The following is a 15,316-nucleotide window of genomic DNA, read 5'->3' as shown; positions in this document are numbered from 1 at the left end:
GTGTTCACTCTTCTATACGTGGTCACAGCAAGCTGTGCCGACAGGGATTAACGCCGATGCCATTTGGGCCACTCTCTCATTCGGGAGCAAAGCAGCACACCAGTGCGGTCTACGGCCTCTTTCCCGCGCATTGGGAACCATAGCAAAGTATTCGGCGGCTGACCTACCCGGATCAGTCGGCGAATGCTTTTCTAGATCTCGATGTCAGTGCAGATCTGACGTCATGCGCATCCTGTTTGCTGTGCGACAGCGCAGCCCGGAAGGGCTGGGTGATCTCTCATCAAACAAAATGCAACCCATTGTTTTCTAAGCACTCAAGCGGCCACCAGTTGATACCCCAGTTTCCGGGCTTTGCGAAGCAAAGCCCGGACCTGCCGGTCTTGGCTTCTTCTATCAAACAAAAGATAACCCACTGTTCTTTCTAGCGAAAAAAACAGGCGCGCGGGGTCAATGGCGGCGAAGTGTTCACTCTTCTATACGTGGTCACAGCAAGCTGTGCCGACAGGGATTAACGCCGATGCCATTTGGGCCACTCTCTCATTCGGGAGCAAAGCAGCACACCAGTGCGGTCTACGGCCTCTTTCCCGCGCATTGGGAACCATAGCAAAGTATTCGGCGGCTGACCTACCCGGATCAGTCGGCGAATGCTTTTCTAGATCTCGATGTCAGTGCAGATCTGACGTCATGCGCATCCTGTTTGCTGTGCGACAGCGCAGCCCGGAAGGGCTGGGTGATCTCTCATCAAACAAAATGCAACCCATTGTTTTCTAAGCACTCAAGCGGCCACCAGTTGATACCCCAGTTTCCGGGCTTTGCGAAGCAAAGCCCGGACCTGCCGGTCTTGGCTTCTGGTTTCGAACTCCTCAAGACCTTGTTCAACATAAGCCTGCTTCTTGGTTAACAGGTTGTACACCAGACGTGCCAACTGATGCGCAGTGGCCTTGATGGCGCAGCTGGTATCCATTCGAGTCAGTCTGGCTCGGTGCGATGCGCCAATGAAACCCTTGTCGTTACGGGCATTGGATGCAGCCTGCTTGAGTGCTTGCGCTGCTCGATTGACTATTTTGGGCCCACCACCTGCCAGTCGATGACCGCCGGAAATTCGGGTAGGGGGAGCCAGTCCCAACCAAGAGCAGAAGTGCTGTGAGGACGGGAAGCGTGATAGATCTGTACCGATCTCCCCTGCCAGCACTAATGCAGTGTCCACCCCAATGGTTGGAATTGCGGTTAGGTCCACGCCAAGAACTTTCCACAAAGTCTGATGCAATACAGTCTGTTGGGCGCCGTTTCGGTGTGGGCTCCGTAAAGGCTTCTTGGATGGCTCTGGCTTGTTTTGCAGCACCGGCAACTGCTCTAACGCGGCTTTTATGGCGTCGTCACAATCTGCAATTTGCTGCTCCAGGAAGTCATAGGCAGCCAATTCCTGAGTTAGCGCATGCAAATGCTCGCGCCGCCAATTGCCATGAAGACTCCGAGCGACAGCCTCCTTGCCTGCCTTGATGCGGCGGTCGGTTAGTTCAGCCAGTTGCACTGGGTCCCGTTCACCTGCGCAGATGGCCCGCAAAATCTTCATGCCAGTTACACCGGAAATATCACTGATGACATTGGCCAGCTGGATGTTCATTTGGCTCATGGCCTTTTGCATCCGGTTCAGCGTCTGCGCCTGGTCTTTCACTTTGGAAGCACGCTGCCTGACCAATGACCGGACGCAGCAGGTCAGATCATCGGGGCGGAATGCGCCTCTGAGCAGTCCATGAGTCATCAGCTGCCAGATCCACTGGCAATCCAGCACATCTGATTTACGGCCCGTGATTTGCCGAGTTGCTCTGGCATTGACGAGATAAACGTCAAAACCGCGCTCGCTGAGAATCTCGTAAATTGGAATCCAATAAACCCCCGTGGATTCCATGGCAACGACCTTGATCCCCAGGCTTTCAAGCCAGTTAGCCATCTTGAGCAGGTCGTCAGTAAAGGACGTGAACGACTGGACGGGATTTTCGTGCCGGGGATCGACCGCCACGAAATGCTCTCGACCACCGACATCGATCGCCGCGCAATCGGGATGGACGACGGTAAAGCGTTGCTTGGAAGGCTTGCGCGCCATGATGAATCCTCGCAGGATAAAGGGCGCGCGGGGCACACGGTGGCGAAAGGGTTCACTCTCTCATACGTGGTCACAGCTGAATCAGCTGATGCCTACAGGGACTTCACGCCGATACCGTGCGGATCACTCTCCTACGCGGGTGTGCAGACACACACCAGTGCTGGCTACGATCTCTGTCCCGCGCACACGAACCCTAACAAAGCAAAAGGCGGCTGGCCCTACCGGGCCAACCGCCTTTTCTTTTTCAAAATGTCAGCGTCGCTGCGGAACTGAAGCCGTACACCTCATGTTTGCTGCGCGACAGCGCAGCCCGGAAGGGCTGGGTGATCTCCTACGGGGATGTCACAGCCTTTGAAAACTGTGCCGCACGTTGTAGGAGCGGGTTTACCCGCGAAGAGGCCAGCACAGGCTACAGACGCCCGCCCTGCCCCACGCAATCCTTACTTCAGTACAGCCAGCGCCGCCTCGTAGTTCGGCTCGTCAGCAATTTCGCCAACCAGTTCGCTGTGCAGCACCTTGTCGTTCTCGTCCAGCACCACCACGGCGCGGGCGGCCAGGCCGGCCAGCGGGCCGTCGGCGATGGCTACGCCGTAGTTCTCGAGGAACTCGCGGCCACGCAGGGTCGACAGGTTCTTCACATTGTCCAGCCCTTCGGCGCCGCAGAAACGTGCCTGGGCGAACGGCAGGTCAGCCGAGATGCACAGCACCACGGTGTTGGCAACGTCGTTGGCCTGGGCGTTGAACTTGCGCACCGAGGTGGCGCAGGTCGGGGTATCGACGCTTGGGAAGATATTCAGCACCTTGCGCTTGCCGGCGTAGTCTTTCAGCGACTTGTCAGCCAGGCCTTCACCTACCAGGGAGAAAGCCGGAGCCTGGGCGCCGGCCTGTGGCAGGTTGCCGTTGACCTGGACCGGGTTGCCTTTGAGAGTCACTTGAGCCATGACGAAATCCTTATGCGGGGTTTGAAAAGGACACTGAGTTAAGCATGAAGGCAGCCGGGTGCCTATGGGGGCAGGTGAAATTGTTCCATTGCCGGACGATTTTTGTGGACAAAAAATACCGATAGCCGCGGTTATGGCCAGTTGCCTCACCGCTGCCGAACGCCCATCCCGACCTCTCCATACAATTCCTACACCTCTATCGGAAGTTTCGCTACCAAGCTCACCTTGTACATCTTTAGCGTACTGATTTACTGGATGACGAAAGCTATTTCTTGCAGTTCCAATCGAGGAGTTAATGGCATGAACCGCCCCGCTGGTTCGCTCCGGCGCCACCTGTGCTCGACGTTGCTGATTTTGTTATGTCTGCTGGGTGTGTTTCCTCTGGACGTAATCCTCCCATCATTCCCTGCGCTCTCAGATGAGTTTCGGGTCGACACAAAACAGATTGCGTACTCAGTGAGCTTTTTTGCTGTCGGTGTGGCCATGGCGCAAATCGTGATCGGCCCACTGTCGGATGGCATCGGGCGCAAGCGTTTGTTGCTCGCTGGGTTGAGCGTATCCATTGTGGGGGCGCTCGGTTGCGTATTTTCAACTCATTATGAAACGTTCATGGCCTTTCGCTTGGTGCAGGCCCTGGGTTGCGGCAGCCTCGTGCTAGGCCAGGCGCTTGTGCAGGACCTCTACAGCGGTACACAACGCAATGCCATGCGCATCCTGTTAACAAGCGCGAGCGGGTTGTTCATCTCCCTGTCACCGCTGGCAGGTGCCTTTCTTCAACAGTCCTTTGGCTGGGAGGCCAGCTTTACGGTATTCGTGATCATCGCTGCAATCGTTTCACTTTTATCGTGTGTGCTGCTCCATGACACACCTGCGTCGCATGACCGGGCGCCAAGCATGTCCAGTTATCGGGTGATGCTGCGAGACACGGACTATCTCGCGCATTCCATGCTCTCCAGCCTCGCCTTTGCCTGCCATTTTTCCTTTATCGTCATAGCACCCTTGCTGCTGATGGGCAGGCTGGAGCTGACGGCCTATCAATTCTCTCTGGTCTTTATCGGCTATGGGTTGGCATACATCGTCGGCGGCATGGCTGCGGCCTACCTGAACAGTCGCGTAAGCCCGCAAACTCAAATAAAAGCAGGCTTGCTGCTTATAAGTACTGCGGGCATCACCCTTTTGATGTGGGAATGGGTGGCAGGTTTATCTGTGCTGGGGGCTCTACTGCCGATGATTGTCTGTACCACCGGGACAACCCTGGTACGCCCCGCCGCAACGACCCAGGCTTTGGCGCGCTATCCGCGTCAGGCAGGTGCGGCAGCGTCGCTCAATACGACATTGCTGTTCGCCGGTGCCGGTTTGACGAGCAGTGTGGTCGCAGGTTTGGAAAGCGAGCTACCGGCCGGCTTGGGCGTGCTGTTCATGGTGGCCAGCCTGTGCGGAGGGTGGCTGCTTGCATGCACCAAGGATGATGGAATGCAACGCTGCTGAAACCTTGATCAGGCAAAAAAAATACCCGGGTGGCGACAAGCGACCCGGGCATTCTTGAATGAAACGGGTGAATCAGCTTACAAGGCCGTACACCACGGAAGTCAGCGCAACCAGGCCGACCACAACGACGAACACGTTGGAGGCCGCACCGCTGTACTTGCGCATCGATGGCACACGGCGAATGGCGTACATCGGCATCAGGAACAACAGCACCGCGAGAATCGGGCCGCCGAGCGACTCGATCATGCCGAGAATGCTCGGGTTGAGCGTGGCGACGATCCAGCACACCACCAGCATCAGTGCGGCAACCACGCGGTCCAGGGCCTTGGCGCCTGGGCGCGCACCGGTCTTGGCGATGATGCCCTTCAGGCCTTCGCTGGCGCCGATGTAGTGGCCGAGGAACGACTTGGCGATGGCCACGAAGGCGATCAACGGCGCAGCGAACGCGATGGTCGGGTTGCTGAAGTGGTTGGCCAGGTACGACAGGATCGACAGGTTCTGCGCCTTGGCTTCGGCCAGCTGGGCGCTGCTCAGGGTGAGCACGCAGCTGAACACGAAGAACAGCACCATCACCACCATCAACAGGTGGGCACGACGCAGGATCTGGCCGCTGCGCTCGTCGGCGTGCGCGCCGTAACGGCGCTTCTGGTCGACGGCAAAGGCCGAGATGATCGGCGAATGGTTGAACGAGAACACCATCACCGGAATGGCCAGCCACAGGGTGTGCAGGAAGGCCGAGGCCGGCGGCACCTCTGTGGCGCTGTCGAGAATGCCACCGGTCCAGTGCGGCACCAGGTACAGGCCCAGCAACGCCAGAGCGACGATGAACGGGTAGACCAGCAGGCTCATGACCTTGACCGTGGCCTGCTCCCCGCAGCGCACGATGGCCAGCAGACCGAGGATCAGCACGAATGACAGGATTGCCCGTGGCGGCGGCTGCATGTGCAGCTGGTGCTCCATGAAGCTGGACACGGTGTTGGTCAGCGCCACGCTGTAGATAAGCAGGATCGGGAAGATGGCGAAGAAGTACAGCACGGTGATCGAGGCACCGGCGGTGATGCCGAAATGCTCCTTGACCACTTCGGTGATGTCGCTGCCATCGCGCCCGGAAAGGACGAAACGGGTCAGCCCGCGATGGGCGAAATAGGTCATCGGAAAGGCCAGCACGGCCAGGATCAGCAGCGGCCAGAAGCCGCCAAGGCCGGCGTTGATCGGCAGGAACAGTGTCCCGGCGCCGATGGCTGTGCCGAACAGGCCCAGCATCCAGGTGGTGTCGTGACGCGCCCAGGTGCCGAGGGCGGCGGGGGTCGATTCTGCAAAGCGTTGTTCAACGCTTGGGGCCTGCTCATTCATTCCGGGTGAAGCTCCACTCGCAAGACTGCAACAGGCTGAGAATGGCGAAATAGACGTTTCGCCCAACTCAACCGGAAAAGAGGGGCGCGATTGTGCACGGAAAGGTTGCACTTGCGAAGCCCTTTTCCGAGGAGCGGTTGCACTTGTCTTTACAAGCGGAAGGCATTGCTGGTGTCGATCGGTGGAATGTAGCGGCCTGGGCGCCTGTGGGGCGGCCTGTGGGAGCGGCCTTGCGTCGCGATAGGGCCGCAAAGCGGCCCCAGCAATTTCAGCGGCAAAGCTGCAATCGTAGGGGCGCTCCGCACCCTTTTCGCGACGCAAGGCCGCTCCCACAAAGTCCAACCGCGCCCCACAGGAGGGGCCGCAGTTGGCCCGTTGGCGAGTTACTTCTGAACGGCAGCGAACGCTTCGGCAACCCGTTGCAGGTTGGCCGGGCGCAGGCCGGACATGCACACACGGCCGCTGTCGATCAGGTACACGCCGAACTCGTCACGCAGGCGACGTACCTGCTCGACGCTAAAGCCGGTGTAGCTGAACATGCCGCGCTGGCGCAGGAAGAACTGGAAGTCCTGGCCCGGCAGCAGCACGGCCAGGGCATCGACCAGCGCCTGGCGCATGTCGAGAATACGCTTGCGCATCACTTCGACTTCTTCGGCCCACTGGGCATTCAGGCCAGCATCGCTCAGTACGCCGGCAACCAGCTGGGCGCCGAAGTTGGGCGGGCTGGAGTAGTTGCGGCGCACGGTGGCCTTCAGCTGGCCAAGCACGCTCTGGGCAGTGGCCTCGTCATCGCACACCACCGACAGGCCGCCCACCCGCTCGCCATACAGCGAGAAGATTTTCGAGAAGGAGTTGCTGACCAGGCACGGCACGCCGGCACGGGCCATTTCGCGGATGGCGTAGGCATCTTCCACCAGGCCTTCGGCGAAGCCTTGATAAGCGATGTCGAGGAACGGGATCAGCTGGCGTGCCTTGACCACTTCGACCACTTGTTGCCACTGGTGCTGCTGCAGATCGGCACCGGTAGGGTTGTGGCAGCACGGGTGCAGCAGTACCACGCTGTTGGCCGGCAGGCTCTGCAAGGTGGCCAGCATGCCGTCGAAGTCCACGCCACGGGTGGCCTGGTCAAAGTACGGATAGGTGTGCACCTTGAAGCCTGCACCTTCGAAGATGGCGCGGTGGTTGTCCCAGGTCGGGTTGCTGACCCAGACTTCGGACTGCGGGAAGTAGCGCTTGAGGAAATCGGCACCGACTTTCAGGGCGCCGGAGCCACCCACGGTCTGTACGGTGGCCACACGACCGCCGGTCACGGCCGGGTGATCAGCACCGAACAGCAGCGCCTGGATGGCTTGGCGGTAGCTGGCCAGGCCTTCCATTGGCAGGTACAGGGAGGCTTCGTGGTCCTGACCGGCAATGCGTTTTTCCACCGCATCCACCGCCGCCAGTTGCGGCACCACGCCGGCCTCATCGTAGTACAGGCCAATACTCAGGTTGACCTTGTCGGCGCGCGGGTCGGCCTTGAAGGTTTCCATCAACGAGAGGATCGGGTCGCCGGCATAGGCATCGACATGTTTGAACACAGCGTGCAGCTCCTTGGATCAGGACGGTACGGAAAGTCAGTGTTGAGCATACCCGGAGTGCGGGTTCAGGAACATCCACTATTGTGCAAGGTTGTCTATGCAACATTGCATGACCGGGATGAGGGCTGGCTTTTTCGCGGGTAAACCCGCGAAGGGGCCAAATCAGCCAAGCAGCTCTTTCAGGCCTTTCAACTCCTGCTCGGTCACCGCCACCCCCTCCTCCTCGGCCACCTCGCGCTCACGGTAGCGCCGCTCGCCCGGCATGCGCGTCAGCCCCACCGCCTGCATGTGCTCCACCAGCTCGCGGCTGCGCTGGGCAAACCGCTGGCCTTCGGCCTTGCCCGGGTCGATGACGATGATCAACTGCCCGGTCCATGGCGTTTTCGCCCCCGGATGCCCGGACCAATCGAACTCCCAGGAGAAATGACCGCCGGTCAGCGCCGCCGCCAGCAGCTCGACCATCATCGACAACGCCGAGCCCTTGTGCCCGCCAAATGGCAGCAAGGCCCCGCCTTCCAGGATCGCCTTCGGGTCGGTAGTCGGCTGGCCATCGGCATCTACCCCCATGCCCTCCGGCAATTGCTGGCCAGCACGTGCGGCAATCTGCACATCGCCATGGGCCATGGCACTGGTGGCCATGTCGAAAACGATCGGGTCATGCTCGGCGCAAGGCGCAGCGAAAGCGATGGGGTTGGTACCGAACAGCGGCTTGCGTGCACCATGCGGCACCACGCAGGTCATGCTGTTGACCACGCTGAGGGCTACCAGGCCCTCTTCGGCGAACGGCTCGACATCCGGCCACAACGCAGCGAAATGGTGCGAGTTGTGGATCGCCAGCACGGCAATGCCTGCGCTGCGCGCCTTCGCCACCAACAGCTCACGGGCCGCCGCCAGTGCCGGCTGGGCAAAACCGCCCGCAGCATCGACGCGCACATAGCCGGCGGCCACGTCGCTGACCTGTGGCGTGGCCTGGCCATCGACCCAGCCGCTGGCCAAGGTCGAGACATAACCGGGCATGCGGAACACCCCATGGCTATGGGCGCCATCGCGCTGGGCGCTGGCGCAGTTGTGGGCCAGCACCCGGGCCACGGCCTCGCTGCACCCATGGCGCTGGAAAATGGCCTGCAACAGGCTTTGCAGCTCGGTAAAAGGCACGCGCACAACGGTGCTGGTGGAAGGTGCGGACATCTGAAGCTCCTTGTTGATTTTGGAATGGCTACAGCGTTGCAACGACAAAAACTTTCCTTCATGTGACAGCAATCTGTCAAATGTTGACTTGATGACAGAAAACATTCATTTTCTTCCCAAGCCTCACCCCTGGAGCCGCAGCATGAGCCAACTGATCAAGCAACGCCTGGAAAACAGCCTCGAAGGGGCCGCTGCCTCGGGTCGCAAGATCGCCACCTACATGCTTGCCAACCTGCACGAACTGCCGTTCCAGACCTCGGCCAGCATTGCCGCCAAGCTGGGCGTCAGCGAATCCAGCGTCGGGCGCTACTGTCGCTCACTGGGTTATGCCCACCTCAAGGCGCTTAAGCAAGACCTGCAGAACGATCTGGGCGATGGCCCGTGGCTGGTGGGTGATCGCTTGCAAGATTACCGCCAGAACCAGGACGCCAGCGACAACGCCGGCAGCCTGGAGCTGGAAATCGCCGCCCTGGTGCGCGTACACGAATACCGCCAGAGCCCCGCCTGGCACAACGTGGCGCAACGCCTGGCGAGCAAGCCGCGGGTGTTCATCGCCGGCTTCCAGACCGAGCGCGGCATCGCCATGTGCATGAGCCACCTGCTGCAATACCTGCGCGATGGCGTGCAACTGGTCGACATCAGCGCCGGGCACTTCGGCGAAGTGCTGCTGGGCCGTGCCGAAGACAGCGCCCTGGTGGTGTTCGAGGCGCGCCGTTATTCCCGCCATGCCCTGATGCTGTGCCAGAAGGCGCGCGAGGCTGGCATTGCGGTCACCCTGGTGACCGACACCTTCTGTGACTGGGCGGATGCCAATGCCGACGAGGTGTTCCGCATCCCCACCGAGTTCAACCTGTTCTGGGAATCCACCTCGACGATGCTGTCGTGGGTGCATCTGATGGTCAACGAGGTCTGCAAGAAGCTCGGACCGGATGTTGAAAAACGCTTGGAAGCAACTGCCGCTCTACATAACGAATTCGTCGGCTACACCTCGTGGTCGACGGGCAAACAACAATAGCAAGAGTGCAATGAGGTGCGAGATGAACAAGTCCATGGCCTTGCTGGGTGCGTGCGCCCTGCTGCTGGCGGGTGCCGCCAGCGCTGAAACCCTGCGGTTCGCCACCGAGGGTGCCTACCCGCCCTTCAACTATGTAGACGCCGATAACAAGCTGCACGGCTTTGATGTCGACATCACCCATGCCCTGTGCGAACAGATGAAAGTCGAATGCACGCTGGTGGCGCAGGACTGGGAAGGCATCATCCCCGCCCTGATGGCGCGCAAGTATGACGCGATAGTGGCATCGATGATCGACACCGAAGAGCGACGCAAGAAGATCGCCTTCACCGACCACTACTACCGCACGCCCCTGACCGTGGCGGTTGCCAAGGACAGCAAGATCGACAGCGCCCAGACCGACTTTGTCGGCTACACCGTCGGTGCGCAGTCTTCCTCTACCCAGGCCATCTACGCCGAAGACGTGTACGGCAAGGCCGGTGCCGACGTGAAACTGTACCCGACCATGGACGAAGCCAACGCAGACCTGGCGGCCGGCCGCCTGGACGGCGTGATTGCCGACAAATTCCCGCTGCACGAGTGGATGAACAAGAACGGCGGGGATTGCTGCAAGATCCTTGGCGACGTGGCGGACACCAAGGCCGATGCCGCCATCGCTGTGCGCAAGGACGACGAAGCCCTGCGCCAGCGCCTGAATACCGCGCTGCAACAGATTGTGGCCAACGGCACCTACCAGAAGATCGCCAGCAAATATTTCGCTTTCGATATCTACAACTGATCTTCAGGAAGTTGTGCGAACGCCCAGTGGGGGCGGCCTTGCGTCGCGACAGGGCCGCAAGGCCGCTCCCCCCAAGGCCGCATAACCTGCCCAAGAGGTTCGTCATGCTCGATCAATTGTCCTTGCTGTCATTCGCCAGCGGAGGCTGGGGCCAGGCGTTGCTGGCCGGCGCGCTGGTTACTGTTTCCCTGGCCCTGGCCTGCCTGCCCATCGGCCTGCCACTGGGCCTGGTGGTCGCGCTGGCGGCGCGCTCGCGCAAACGCCTGCCACGGGCCTGGGCCACCACTTTTTCCACCGTCTTCCGCGGCCTGCCCGAGCTGCTGACGTTGCTGATCATCTATTACGGCTGCCAGATCGCCGCGCAGAAGATCCTCGCCGCCATGGGCTACCAAGGTGAGTTCCTCATCAACACCTTCCTCGCCGCGATGATCGCCTTCAGCCTGGTGTTCGCCGCGTTTTCCAGCGAGATCTGGCTGGCAGCCTTCAAGACCCTGCCCAAGGGCCAGCTGGAAGCCTGCTCGGCGCTTGGGCTTAGCAAGCGCACCGGTTTCTTCAAGGTGCTGCTGCCACAACTGACCCGCATCGCCCTGCCCGGCTTGTCCAACAACTGGCTGTCGCTGCTCAAGGACACCTCGCTGGTGTCGACCATCTCGCTGGTCGACCTGATGCGCCAGACCAACCTGGCGGTCAGCGTAACCAAGGAACCGATGTTCTTCTACGGCGTCGCCTGCCTGGGCTACCTGCTGTTCGCGGCACTGTCCGGGCGCGTGTTCGCCTACATCGAACGGCGCAGCAACCGCCACCTGCAAGGAGCACGCGCATGAGCTTCGATCAACTGCTGGCAATGGTGCTCGACCCCGACCTGCTGGAGCGCTATGGCCCGCGCTTCATCGACGGCCTGCTGGTAACTGCCAAGCTGGTGGCGATTTCCTTCAGCCTGGGTGCTGTGCTCGGTCTTCTGCTGGCCCTTGCACGCCTGTCTCGCAGCCTGGTGCTGCAGCGCATGGCTGCCGGCTACGTGTACTTCTTCCGCGGTTCGCCGCTGCTGGCGCAATTGTTCCTGCTGTATTACGGCCTGGGCTCGCTCAAAGGTTTCTGGCAGGACGTCGGCCTGTGGTGGTTCTTCCGGGATGCGTGGTTTTGCACCTTGCTGGCGTTCACCCTGAACACTGCCGCCTATCAGGCCGAGATCTTCCGCGGCAGCCTGATGGCGGTTGCGCCTGGCCAGCATGAAGCGGCGCGGGCGCTGAACCTGAAGCGCTCGACCACCTTCTTCAAGGTGATATTGCCGCAGTCGCTGCTGGTGGCCATTGGCCCGTTGGGCAACGAACTGATCCTGATGATCAAGGCCAGCGCGATCGCCTCGCTGGTGACGATCTACGACCTGATGGGCGTGACCAAACTGGCCTTCTCGCGCAGTTTCGACTTCCAGATCTACCTGTGGGCCGCTGTGCTCTACCTGGTGATCGTCGAACTGGTGCGGCGCCTGCTGAAACACCTGGAGGCCCGCCTGGGCCGCCACCTGAACTGACCGAAGGATACGTTTCATGCATTGCCAGACCCTTGTCCTCGGCGCCGGCATCGTCGGCGTCAGCACCGCGCTGCACCTGCAGGCACGCGGGCGCCAGGTAATTCTGATCGACCGCGACGAACCGGGCAGTGGCACCAGCCACGGTAACGCCGGGCTGATCGAGCGCTCCAGTGTCATCCCCTATGCCTTCCCGCGGCAACTGAGCGCACTGCTGCGCTACGGCCTGAACCGCCAGCCCGATGTGCGCTACAGCCTGGCGCACCTGCCCAAGGCCGCACCGTGGCTGTGGCGTTACTGGCGCCAGTCGGCACCCGGGCGCCTGGCCGGCGCCGCCGCCGATATGTTGCCGCTGGTGCAGCGCTGTGTCGACGAGCATGACGCGCTGATCGCTGCCGCCGGCCTGGAAGGCCTGGTGCAAGCCAAAGGCTGGATCGAAGTGTTCCGCGACCCCGCGCTGTTCGAGCAGGCAAAAACCGATGCCAAGGGCCTGAGCCGCTACGGCTTGCGCTTCGAAATCCTTGAATGCGGGCAGTTGCAGGCACGTGAACATCAGCTGGACGCCACCGTGGTCGGTGGCATCCACTGGCTCGACCCGAAAACCGTGAACAACCCCGGCGCGCTCACCCGTGGCTATGCGGCGTTGTTCCTGCAACGCGGCGGGCAGTTCGTGCATGGCGATGCGCGCAGCCTGCGCCAGGCCAATGGCCAATGGCGGGTAGAGAGCCGTCGCGGCCCGATCACTGCCGACGAGGTGGTGGCCTGCCTTGGGCCACAGTCAGCCGACCTGTTCAGCGGCCTGGGCTACCAGATCCCGCTGGCAATCAAGCGGGGCTACCACATGCACTACAGCACCCGTGACGGCGCTCAGCTGGAGCACTCGATCTGCGACACCCAAGGCGGCTATGTACTGGCGCCGATGGCGCGCGGTGTGCGCCTGACCACCGGCATCGAATTCGACGCAGCCAGTGCGCCTGGCAACCAGATCCAGTTGGGCCGCTGCGAGGCCTTGGCGCGCAAGCTGTTCCCGGCCCTCGGCGATCGTCTGGACGACACGCCATGGCTGGGCCGCCGCCCCTGCCTGCCGGACATGCGCCCGGTGATCGGGCCGGCGCCGCGCCACCCAGGGCTGTGGTTCAACTTCGGCCATGCCCATCACGGCCTCACGCTGGGCCCGGTCTGCGGCCGGCTGCTGGCCGAGCTGCTCACTGGCGAGCCCCCCTTCACCGACCCCGCGCCTTACAGCGCGACCCGTTTCGACTGAACCCACGCGGGAGAACAACAAGATGACCGCACCACTGAGCCTTGCCACCCTTGCCCCCGAACCCGACCCGCGTCCGGTGCTGATTCGCATCGAAGGCCTGAACAAGCACTATGGCGCGTTCCACGTGCTGCGCGACATCGACCTGCAGGTGCGCGAAGGCGAACGCATCGTGCTGTGCGGGCCGTCCGGCTCGGGCAAGTCGACCCTGATCCGCTGCATCAACCGCCTGGAAGTCGCCCAGCAGGGCAGCATCCAGGTAGACGGCATCGACCTGGCGGCCACCACACGCGAGGCAGCACAGGTACGCAGCGACATCGGCATGGTGTTCCAGCACTTCAACCTGTTCCCGCACATGAGCGTGCTCGACAACTGCCTGCTGGCCCCCACCAGCGTGCGCGGGCTGTCACGCAAGGACGCCGAGGAGCGGGCACGCATGTACCTGAGCAAAGTCGGCATCGAAAGCCAGGCGCACAAGTACCCCAGCCAGCTGTCCGGTGGCCAGCAGCAGCGCGTGGCAATCGCTCGGGCGCTGTGCATGAAGCCGCGGATCATGCTGTTCGACGAGCCCACTTCGGCGCTGGACCCGGAAATGGTCGCCGAGGTGCTGGACGTGCTGGTGCAGTTGGCGGGCACGGGCATGACCATGCTGTGCGTCACCCATGAAATGGGCTTTGCCCGGCAGGTCGCCGAGCGGGTGCTGTTCCTTGAGGGTGGGCAGATCATCGAGGACAGCCCGCCGCAGGTGTTCTTCAACCAGCCGCGCACCGAGCGGGCCAAGGCGTTTTTGGCGCAGATCCTGCACTGATTGAAAGCCTGTCACTGTGGGGGGTTTACCCGCGAAGAAGACACCGCCGTGGATGGCACGGGCTTCGCCCGTGTTCGCGGGCAAGCCCACTCCCACAGTGACCGAGGTTACTTCAAGTTACCTAATCATTGCGCCGCTGCAATGACCCAACTGCATCGTTAAATATTATTGACCGCAGACCCTGCCAAACCCACGCCGCCACAGGCCCGCATCGGTTTCAGCCCCCAGAAAACGGCGTATCCCCCGCGTTAAAGCCCGCTTCCGTCGTTTGACATATCGAACGGCTCTGGCAAGCTATCTACAAGCCCCGACCGGAATCGTCGCCTCTGACGAGCCGGCAGTGCTCGGGGCTACAGGCAGCACCCAAGGCCCCGAGCCGTGCGCCTGCACAACAACGACAGGTCGAACCTGTCCCAAGGTGACATATGTCCAACAGCAACATTGGCAACAAGCAACCTTCCCTGCGCAAACCCGTCGTCCTGATGACCATGGGCAGCCAAGAGCGCAAAGGCCATGACTACCAGGTCATGACCCACAAATACATTACCCCGCTGGTCGAGTTCTCCGATTGCGTCCCGGTGTTGGTGCCTACCTGCTGCGGCACTGAAGACCTCGAGACCTACCTGGACATGGCCGACGGCGTGTACCTGACTGGCGCTGGCAGCAACATCGACCCGGCCCTGTATGGCCAGGAAAACCAGACCCCAGGCAAAGGCCAGGACCAGAACCGCGACCTGTTCGACATTCCGCTGGTCAAGGCGGCGATCAAGCGTGGCCTGCCCATCTTTGGCATCTGCCGTGGCATGCAGGAAATCAACGTGGCCCTGGGTGGCGACATTTACCAGAAGGTGTATGCCGAACCTGGGTTCAATGACCACCGGGAAAACCCGGAAGACCCGGTCGAAGTGCAGTACGCCCAGGTCCATGGGGTGAAGATCCAGCCGGGCAGCTGGCTGCACGACACCCTGGGTACCGATGAGATTCGCGTCAACTCGCTGCATGGCCAAGGCCTGCACAAGCTTGGCGCCGGTATTGAAGCGATCGCCCGTGCCGAAGATGGCCTGGTCGAAGCGATTCACGCGCCAAGCATTTCGCCGTTCTTGTTCGCGGTGCAGTGGCACCCTGAATGGCAAGCGGCGAAGAACCCTGATTCGATAAAGATCTTCCAGGCTTTCGGCGATGCTTGCCGGGCCCAGGTACGCAAGGCGCAAATCAAGCGCCAGCACGCGGCCTGACCTTCAGTTTCCTCTGCTTTGATCGCGGGGCGGCGCAAGG

At 61.4% G+C, this 15,316-nt stretch carries 13 protein-coding genes; 8 read left to right on the top strand and 5 right to left on the bottom strand.

Annotation, left to right across the window (positions count from 1 at the left end; all coding sequences use genetic code 11):
* Window positions 1-775: 775 nt before the first annotated feature.
* Window positions 776-2,104, bottom strand: coding sequence for an IS110-like element ISPpu9 family transposase (locus LU682_RS12070; protein ID WP_010952293.1), 1,329 nt, complete (start codon window positions 2,102-2,104; stop codon window positions 776-778).
* 440 nt (window positions 2,105-2,544) lie between these two features.
* Window positions 2,545-3,045 carry a thiol peroxidase gene (gene tpx, locus LU682_RS12065; protein ID WP_010954437.1) on the bottom strand — a complete coding sequence of 167 codons (501 nt, stop codon included), beginning with the start codon at window positions 3,043-3,045 and terminating at the stop codon, window positions 2,545-2,547.
* A 300-nt stretch (window positions 3,046-3,345) separates the two neighbouring features.
* On the opposite strand from tpx, the gene LU682_RS12060 reads away from it, so the two are divergent.
* A complete protein-coding gene (locus LU682_RS12060; RefSeq protein ID WP_010954438.1) occupies window positions 3,346-4,533 on the top strand; it encodes a Bcr/CflA family efflux MFS transporter in 1,188 nt (395 codons plus the stop codon).
* Window positions 4,534-4,605: 72 nt separating this feature from the next.
* Here LU682_RS12060 and LU682_RS12055 read toward each other — a convergent pair whose 3' ends face one another.
* The 3 genes from LU682_RS12055 to LU682_RS12045 all read right to left on the bottom strand — a co-directional run bounded on the left by LU682_RS12055 (window position 4,606) and on the right by LU682_RS12045 (window position 8,654).
* Complete coding sequence (locus LU682_RS12055; protein WP_003247731.1) at window positions 4,606-5,886, bottom strand: serine/threonine transporter; 1,281 nt, start codon at window positions 5,884-5,886, stop codon at window positions 4,606-4,608.
* Between the two features lie 383 nt (window positions 5,887-6,269).
* The gene (locus LU682_RS12050; RefSeq protein ID WP_003247729.1) at window positions 6,270-7,466 is read right to left on the bottom strand and encodes an amino acid aminotransferase; all 1,197 of its coding nucleotides are present in this window, start codon (window positions 7,464-7,466) and stop codon (window positions 6,270-6,272) included.
* Window positions 7,467-7,628: 162 nt separating this feature from the next.
* Window positions 7,629-8,654: an Ldh family oxidoreductase gene (locus LU682_RS12045; protein WP_049588100.1), complete on the bottom strand. Its 1,026-nt coding sequence runs from the start codon at window positions 8,652-8,654 to the stop codon at window positions 7,629-7,631.
* Window positions 8,655-8,796: 142 nt separating this feature from the next.
* On the opposite strand from LU682_RS12045, the gene LU682_RS12040 reads away from it, so the two are divergent.
* From LU682_RS12040 to LU682_RS12010, 7 genes are all read left to right on the top strand, one after another.
* Entirely contained in the window at window positions 8,797-9,669 is an 873-nt protein-coding gene (locus LU682_RS12040; RefSeq protein ID WP_012052078.1) for a MurR/RpiR family transcriptional regulator, read from the top strand.
* Between the two features lie 22 nt (window positions 9,670-9,691).
* Complete coding sequence (locus LU682_RS12035) at window positions 9,692-10,444, top strand: transporter substrate-binding domain-containing protein (protein ID WP_010954441.1); 753 nt, start codon at window positions 9,692-9,694, stop codon at window positions 10,442-10,444.
* A gap of 104 nt (window positions 10,445-10,548) precedes the next feature.
* A complete protein-coding gene (locus LU682_RS12030; protein WP_003247720.1) occupies window positions 10,549-11,268 on the top strand; it encodes an ABC transporter permease in 720 nt (239 codons plus the stop codon).
* A complete protein-coding gene (locus tag LU682_RS12025; protein ID WP_003247716.1) occupies window positions 11,265-11,975 on the top strand; it encodes an ABC transporter permease in 711 nt (236 codons plus the stop codon). Before LU682_RS12030 ends, LU682_RS12025 begins: the two co-directional genes overlap by 4 nt.
* 16 nt (window positions 11,976-11,991) lie before the next feature.
* Complete coding sequence (locus LU682_RS12020; protein ID WP_010954442.1) at window positions 11,992-13,236, top strand: NAD(P)/FAD-dependent oxidoreductase; 1,245 nt, start codon at window positions 11,992-11,994, stop codon at window positions 13,234-13,236.
* A 22-nt stretch (window positions 13,237-13,258) separates the two neighbouring features.
* Window positions 13,259-14,041: an amino acid ABC transporter ATP-binding protein gene (locus LU682_RS12015; protein WP_010954443.1), complete on the top strand. Its 783-nt coding sequence runs from the start codon at window positions 13,259-13,261 to the stop codon at window positions 14,039-14,041.
* A gap of 425 nt (window positions 14,042-14,466) precedes the next feature.
* Window positions 14,467-15,276 (top strand): gamma-glutamyl-gamma-aminobutyrate hydrolase family protein, encoded by an 810-nt coding sequence (locus LU682_RS12010; RefSeq protein WP_010954444.1) that lies wholly within the window; start codon window positions 14,467-14,469, stop codon window positions 15,274-15,276.
* The last annotated feature ends 40 nt before the right edge of the window (window positions 15,277-15,316 follow it).

It is taken from the genome of Pseudomonas alloputida (assembly GCF_021283545.2).
GTDB lineage: Bacteria > Pseudomonadota > Gammaproteobacteria > Pseudomonadales > Pseudomonadaceae > Aquipseudomonas > Aquipseudomonas alloputida.
Note: the sequence above shows the minus strand (reverse complement) of the source record. Positions and strands in the feature narration are given on the sequence as shown.

Excerpts from the sequence above, each read along its gene's own strand:
- LU682_RS12070 (WP_010952293.1), bottom strand. The coding sequence starts at position 2,104 with ATGGCGCGCAAGCCTTCCAAGCAACGCTTTACCGTCGTCCATCCCGAT.
- tpx (WP_010954437.1), bottom strand. The coding sequence starts at position 3,045 with ATGGCTCAAGTGACTCTCAAAGGCAACCCGGTCCAGGTCAACGGCAAC.
- LU682_RS12060 (WP_010954438.1), top strand. The coding sequence starts at position 3,346 with ATGAACCGCCCCGCTGGTTCGCTCCGGCGCCACCTGTGCTCGACGTTG.
- LU682_RS12055 (WP_003247731.1), bottom strand. The coding sequence starts at position 5,886 with ATGAATGAGCAGGCCCCAAGCGTTGAACAACGCTTTGCAGAATCGACC.
- LU682_RS12045 (WP_049588100.1), bottom strand. The coding sequence starts at position 8,654 with ATGTCCGCACCTTCCACCAGCACCGTTGTGCGCGTGCCTTTTACCGAG.
- LU682_RS12040 (WP_012052078.1), top strand. The coding sequence starts at position 8,797 with ATGAGCCAACTGATCAAGCAACGCCTGGAAAACAGCCTCGAAGGGGCC.
- LU682_RS12035 (WP_010954441.1), top strand. The coding sequence starts at position 9,692 with ATGAACAAGTCCATGGCCTTGCTGGGTGCGTGCGCCCTGCTGCTGGCG.
- LU682_RS12030 (WP_003247720.1), top strand. The coding sequence starts at position 10,549 with ATGCTCGATCAATTGTCCTTGCTGTCATTCGCCAGCGGAGGCTGGGGC.
- LU682_RS12025 (WP_003247716.1), top strand. The coding sequence starts at position 11,265 with ATGAGCTTCGATCAACTGCTGGCAATGGTGCTCGACCCCGACCTGCTG.
- LU682_RS12020 (WP_010954442.1), top strand. The coding sequence starts at position 11,992 with ATGCATTGCCAGACCCTTGTCCTCGGCGCCGGCATCGTCGGCGTCAGC.
- LU682_RS12015 (WP_010954443.1), top strand. The coding sequence starts at position 13,259 with ATGACCGCACCACTGAGCCTTGCCACCCTTGCCCCCGAACCCGACCCG.
- LU682_RS12010 (WP_010954444.1), top strand. The coding sequence starts at position 14,467 with ATGTCCAACAGCAACATTGGCAACAAGCAACCTTCCCTGCGCAAACCC.